Source organism: Bradyrhizobium sp. P5_C11_2, assembly GCF_054049755.1.
In genome coordinates, this window is the sequence record NZ_JBFULT010000461.1 from 1 (window position 1) to 6,042 (window position 6,042).

Annotated in this window: 3 protein-coding genes; 1 reads left to right on the forward strand and 2 read right to left on the reverse strand. The window is 66.1% G+C overall.

Annotated elements, in window-relative coordinates; all coding sequences use genetic code 11:
* Nucleotides 1-91: 91 nt before the first annotated feature.
* Nucleotides 92-970: a carboxylating nicotinate-nucleotide diphosphorylase gene (gene nadC / locus ACXJL8_RS31030; protein WP_456622983.1), complete on the forward strand. Its 879-nt coding sequence runs from the start codon at nt 92-94 to the stop codon at nt 968-970.
* 151 nt (nt 971-1,121) lie between these two features.
* On the opposite strand, the gene ACXJL8_RS31035 is transcribed toward nadC, so the two are convergent.
* Nucleotides 1,122-2,576: a cell wall hydrolase gene (locus ACXJL8_RS31035; RefSeq protein ID WP_456622984.1), complete on the reverse strand. Its 1,455-nt coding sequence runs from the start codon at nt 2,574-2,576 to the stop codon at nt 1,122-1,124.
* Nucleotides 2,577-3,066: 490 nt separating this feature from the next.
* A complete protein-coding gene (gene ppdK / locus ACXJL8_RS31040; RefSeq protein ID WP_456622985.1) occupies nt 3,067-6,033 on the reverse strand; it encodes a pyruvate, phosphate dikinase in 2,967 nt (988 codons plus the stop codon).
* Nucleotides 6,034-6,042: the final 9 nt, after the last annotated feature.

Consider the following 6,042-nt stretch of genomic DNA (forward strand, 5'->3'; position numbering starts at 1 on the left):
CGCTCACTGCGGCGCGCGAGGTGGCGGAAAGCCTCATCGACCGCCCGCTGCCGCGCACCGCGCAACCCATGATCGCCTGATGGAGCCTTCGATGATCACCCCGACCTCTCTGCTCAATCCCGATGCCTTCCTGTCCCCGCTCGCGATCGACGAGGCCGTGCATCGCGCGCTCGATGAGGATCTCGGCCGCGCCGGCGATATCACCTCACTCGCGACAATTCCCGAAGCAACAAAAGCGCAAGCGATCCTGGTCGCGCGCCAGTCTGGCGTGATCGCCGGATTGCCGCTGGCGCTGGCGACGCTGCAAAAGCTCTCGCCCGACATCGAGGTGCGCGCACAAGTCCGCGACGCCGCGCGCGTCGCCCGCGGGCAGCACGTGCTGACGATCTCGGGCCCGGCGCGCGCCATTCTCACGGCGGAGCGGACCGCGCTGAATTTCGTCGGCCGGCTGTCCGGCGTCGCAACGCTGACGGCGGACTATGTGGCGCGAACCGAAGGCACAAGAATGCGCATCTGCTGCACGCGCAAGACGACGCCGGGATTGCGGGCGCTGGAGAAATATGCGGTGCGCTGCGGCGGCGGCTTCAACCACCGCTTCGGCCTCGACGATGCGATCCTGATCAAGGACAACCACATCGCGGTCGCCGGCGGCATCCGCCCCGTGCTGGAGCGCGCCCGCGCCCATGCCGGCCATCTCGTCAAGATCGAGATCGAGGTGGACACGCTGGCGCAATTGCGCGAGGTGCTCGACACCGGATTTGCCGACGCCGTGCTGCTCGACAACATGGACGTCGCGACGCTGCGCGAAGCGGTGCGGCTTTCGGAGGGCCGCGTCGCGCTGGAGGCGTCCGGTGGCGTCACGCTGGAGTCGATCGCGGCCATCGCGGCGACCGGCGTCGACTACGCGTCGGCGGGCGCACTGACGCATTCGGCGGCGAATTTCGACTGCGCGCTGGATATCGCGGCGTGAGGCGGTCTACTCCCTCCCCCCGTTCTTACGGGGAGAGGGTTGGGGTGAGGGGCCTCTCTCCGCAAATGCGATTGTCGAGAGACCTGTACCCCTCACCCGGATCGCTAAAGCGATCCGACCTCTCCCCGCAAGCGGGGAGAGGTAAGGAAGACTACCGTCGCTCGCTCACGCCCATCTCGGCGGAGCTCCTGGCTTCCTGGGCGAGCTCGGCCGAGAGCGCGGCGGTCTGCGCCGGCGTGCCCCAGCTCGGTTCCTCGCTGCCGTCGCCCCAGTTGCGCGGCCGGTAGAAGGTGTGGACGCCGGTCTTGTACATCTTCTTCATCTCGGCGACCCAGGACGGACGCACCCAATAGGCGTGGTAGTGGGTGGATTTGCCGACTTCGGGCAGCCAGATCTGGCCGTCGAGCATCGCCTTCGAAATCTTCTTGGCGCGTTCCCACATCTCGGGCTCGCGGATCACGTCGGCGTTGTTGTCGCAGGCGAAGGTGAACTGGCAGGCGAAATGGCGGTGCTTGTTCTGATAGACCGCGCCGCACACGGTGTCGGGATATTTGCCGGAGAACACGCGGTTCATCACGACCTGCGCGACTGCGATCTGGCCGCGCACCGCTTCGCCGCGGGCTTCGAAATAGACGGCTTCGGCCAGGCACTTCTCGGACTTGGCGCGCGACTTGTCGTCGAGCGCGAGCCGCTCGGCCGGCGATCTGGCGCGCTGGTTGTCGGCGTTGACCTCGCCCTTGGGCGCGACGCTCTCGCCGCTCTCGATGTCCTTGGCAATGTCCTCCGACGGCGGCGTCAGCGAGGCCGTCACCTTCATGTCGGGATCCGGCATCACGATCAACGGCTCGGCACCGGGCTGCCAGCTCTCGATGCTCTCGAGCGAGCCGCCGAGCGAGGAGCTGCCGAAGAACAGGTTCGAGGTCTTGACGCTGAAGGGATCGCGCGGCGGCGCCGCCGGCGCGGCGGCCCGCTTCAACGCCTCGAGTGGCTGAACCGCGAGCGAGCGCGCGGTGTCGCTGGCCTGGGGCGCGCTGGAATATTGCGGCAGGGGCGGCGCGCGCAGCGCTTCCGCGAGCTCGGGATCGAGCGCGGCCGCGGACTCCGGCGACATGGCTTGCGGTAACGCGACGGTCTTGGCGCCGAACACCGAGCTGTTGGATGTCGCAGGATCCGGCTGCGCAGGAGCAACGGACGGCGCCGCCGTCTCGGGGGCCTGCGTGGGTGCAACGGTTGCGAGGCGATCACCCTTCATGGAGCGATCGACCTTGGGAAAGTCGGAGGCCTGGTAACGCGTCGGCGCCTGGAGCGTCGGATTGCGCGTGACGGTTCCGGTGATGTCGCGGCCGTCGAGGCTCGCGAGGCGAACCATCGCGCTCTGCGGAACCGACGTGCCGATCGGGCGGGCAAAGCTGTAGGTGGCGAGCTGGATGGAGGACGCCGCGGAAAACACCTGCTTCTGCCAGCGCTCGGCGACGCCGGGCTGACGCGCCAGCAGCGAAGCAATGTCCTGATAGCCGGTCTCTCTCGGCATCAATGCGAAGATGCAGAGACCGATGCCGAAGGACGCGAACCGCGCGCCCTTCGGATGGTTACGCAACACAAACATCGATACGCTCACGCTACGCTTACGCCAGAAAAATCGAACCGCAGTACATCCGTGCAATTCGATCTTTATCGTGAGTATCTAATTTAGGTTGCCGGGGCGTTAATCGACGTTGCGCACGCGGCACACACAAGCAATCGCAGGTGTTTTCACGGGGCGATTGCGTGCCTTGGTAAATTTCCGCCGACGTGAAACGGTAAACAAGCGGTCAACGCGAATGGTGAAGGAACCCTTGCGCGCACGTATCATTACGGGACGCGTGATGAGTTCCCGTTGTTGCAACAACATCCGCTGTCATGCCCCGCGAAGGCGGGGCATCCAGTACGCCGCGGCTCATCGGTTCATCACAGCCGTCTCGGCGTACTGGATCGCCCGCCTTCGCGGGCGATGACAGCGAGTGTGTGGTTAGCACTCGCAACAACACCAGTGTCTCAAATGAAAGAGGCGGGGCCAAAGCCCCGCCTCTCTCAACTCAATCCTGCTGCGCTTCGGCTTACGCCTGGCTCGCGACGGCCTTGCCGAGCGCGGCCTGCGCGGCGGCGAGGCGCGCGATCGGGACGCGGTAGGGCGAGCAGGAGACGTAGTCGAGGCCGATCGCGTGACAGAAGGCGACCGAGGCGGGATCGCCGCCGTGCTCGCCGCAGATGCCGACCTTGAGCGAGGCGCGCGTCTTGCGGCCGCGCGCGACGCCGATCTTGACCAGCTCGCCGACGCCTTCCTGGTCGAGCGCCACGAAGGGATCGACCGGAAGGATGCCCTTGGACACGTAGGTCCCGAGGAAGCTCGCGGCGTCGTCGCGGCTGATGCCGTAGGTGGTTTGCGTCAGATCGTTGGTGCCGAAGGAGAAGAACTCCGCCGATTCCGCGATCTCGGCCGCGAGCAGACAGGCCCGCGGCAGCTCGATCATGGTGCCGACCTGATAGGCGATCTTGGTGTTGGTGTGTTGCATCACCGCCTTCGCGGTGGCGTCGATGCGCGCCTTGACGAGGTCGAGCTCCATCTTGGTCGCGATCAGCGGCACCATCACCTCGAGGCCGACGGCCTTGCCGGTGCGCTTCTCGGCCTCGACGGCGGCTTCGAAGATCGCACGCGCCTGCATCTCGGCGATCTCCGGATAGGCGATCGCGATGCGGCAGCCGCGGAAGCCGAGCATCGGATTGAACTCCGACAGCTCGCGCGCGCGGTCGGCCAGACGCCGCGGATCGGTGTTCATGGCGCGCGCCACTTCCTCGACCTCGGCATGGGTGTGCGGCAGGAACTCGTGCAGCGGCGGATCGAGCAAACGGATCGTGACGGGCAGGCCCTTCATGATCTCGAACAGCTCGACGAAGTCGGCGCGCTGCATCGGCAGCAGTTTTGCCAGCGCGGCGCGGCGCGACTGCTCGTCCTCGGAGAGGATCATCTCGCGCACCGTGCGGATGCGCGTCTCCTCGAAGAACATGTGCTCGGTGCGGCACAGGCCGATGCCTTCCGCGCCGAACTTGATCGCGGTGCGGGCGTCCTCCGGCGTATCCCCGTTGACGCGGACGCCGATCTTGCGGACCTGATCGGCCCATTTCATCAGCGTGCCGAACTCGCCGGAGAGCTCCGGCTCGATCATCGGCATGCGGCCGGCCAGCACCTGGCCGAGCGAGCCGTCGATGGTGATGACGTCGCCGGTCTTGAAGGTGCGCGAACCGATGCTCATGGTGCCGCGGCCGTAATCGACGCGGATGGTGCCGCAGCCGGAGACGCAGGGCTTGCCCATGCCGCGCGCGACCACGGCGGCGTGGGAGGTCATGCCGCCACGGGTGGTCAAGATGCCTTCGGCGGCATGCATGCCGTGGATGTCCTCGGGGCTGGTCTCGATGCGGACCAGGATGACCTTGCGTCCGTCGCCCTGGAGCTTGGCCGCTTCATCCGAGGAGAACACGATCTCGCCGGAGGCAGCTCCAGGCGAGGCCGGCAGGCCGGTCGCGATCACGTCGCGCTTGGCGTTGGGATCGATGGTCGGATGCAGCAGTTGATCCAGCGAGGCCGGATCGATCCGCATCACCGCTTCCTTCTTGGTGATCAGGCCCTCATTGGCAAGCTCGACCGCGATGCGCAGCGCCGCCTTGGCGGTGCGCTTGCCGCCGCGGGTCTGGAGCATCCACAGCTTGCCCTGCTCGACCGTGAACTCCATGTCCTGCATGTCGCGGTAGTGCTTCTCGAGCAGCGTGTAGATCCGCGTCAGCTCCTTGAAGGCCTCCGGCATCGCCGCTTCCATCGACGCCTTGTCGGAGCCGGATTCCTTGCGCGCCTCTTCGGTGATGTCCTGCGGCGTGCGGATGCCCGCCACCACGTCCTCGCCCTGCGCGTTGATCAGGAACTCGCCGTAGAGCTTGCTCTCGCCGGTCGAGGGGTTGCGGGTGAAGGCAACGCCGGTCGCCGACGTCTCGCCCATGTTGCCGAACACCATGGCCTGCACGTTGACCGCGGTGCCCCAGGATTCCGGAATGTCATGCAGCTTGCGGTAGGTCACCGCACGCGCGTTCATCCAGGATGAAAACACAGCTCCGATCGCGCCCCAGAGCTGGTCGTGCGGATCCTGCGGAAAATCCCTGCCCGTCTCGCGTGCGACCGCATCCTTGTACTTGCCGACCAGGTCGACCCAGTCCTCGGCGGACAGATCGGTGTCGAGCGTGTAGCCCTGGCTGTCCTTGAAGGTGTCGAGGATTTCCTCGAAGTGATGATGCTCGAAACCGAGCACCACGTCGGAATACATGGTGATGAAGCGGCGATAGCTGTCATAGGCGAAGCGGCGGTCGCCCGACAGTTCGGACAACGCTTCCACGGTCTGGTCGTTGAGGCCGAGATTGAGCACGGTGTCCATCATGCCCGGCATCGAGGCGCGCGCGCCGGAGCGCACGGACACCAGCAGCGGGTTCTTGGCATCGCCGAAGATCTTGCCGGTCAACTTGCCGACATAGTCCAGCGCCTTCTCAACCTGCGACTGCAATTCCTTCGGATAGGTTTTGTCGTGCGCGTAGAAATAGGTGCAAACCGAGGTCGGGATGGTGAAGCCCGGAGGCACCGGCAGCCCCAGATTGGCCATCTCGGCGAGGTTGGCGCCCTTGCCGCCGAGCAGGTCGCGCAGCTCGGATTTGCCCTCGGCCTTGCCGTCACCGAACGTGAAGACCCACTTGCCGGCCTTGATCACGGCTGGCGCTGCCTTGGCTGGAGCTGCTTTGGCTGGTGCTGCCTTGGCTGGTGCTGCCTTGGCGGCAACCTTCGGCGCAACCGACTTGGTCGCGGCCTTCGCGGCAGGCTTCGTGGCCGGCTTGGCAGCGGGTTTGGCAGCGGGTTTGGCGACCGGCTTCGGGGCGCTCTTGGCAAGCACCTTGCGGGCCGCCGGCGCGGCTTTGGCCGTGGCGGAGGACTTTGATTTCGCTGGCATTTTCGCTGGAGTTTTATTGGGCTTCGAGGCGGCTTTGGCCATAGCTTGCAC

Bases quoted from the DNA above. Each gene is read 5' to 3' on its own strand.
- ACXJL8_RS31035 (WP_456622984.1), bottom strand. From the start codon at position 2,576: ATGTTTGTGTTGCGTAACCATCCGAAGGGCGCGCGGTTCGCGTCCTTC.
- nadC (WP_456622983.1), top strand. From the start codon at position 92: ATGATCACCCCGACCTCTCTGCTCAATCCCGATGCCTTCCTGTCCCCG.
- ppdK (WP_456622985.1), bottom strand. From the start codon at position 6,033: ATGGCCAAAGCCGCCTCGAAGCCCAATAAAACTCCAGCGAAAATGCCA.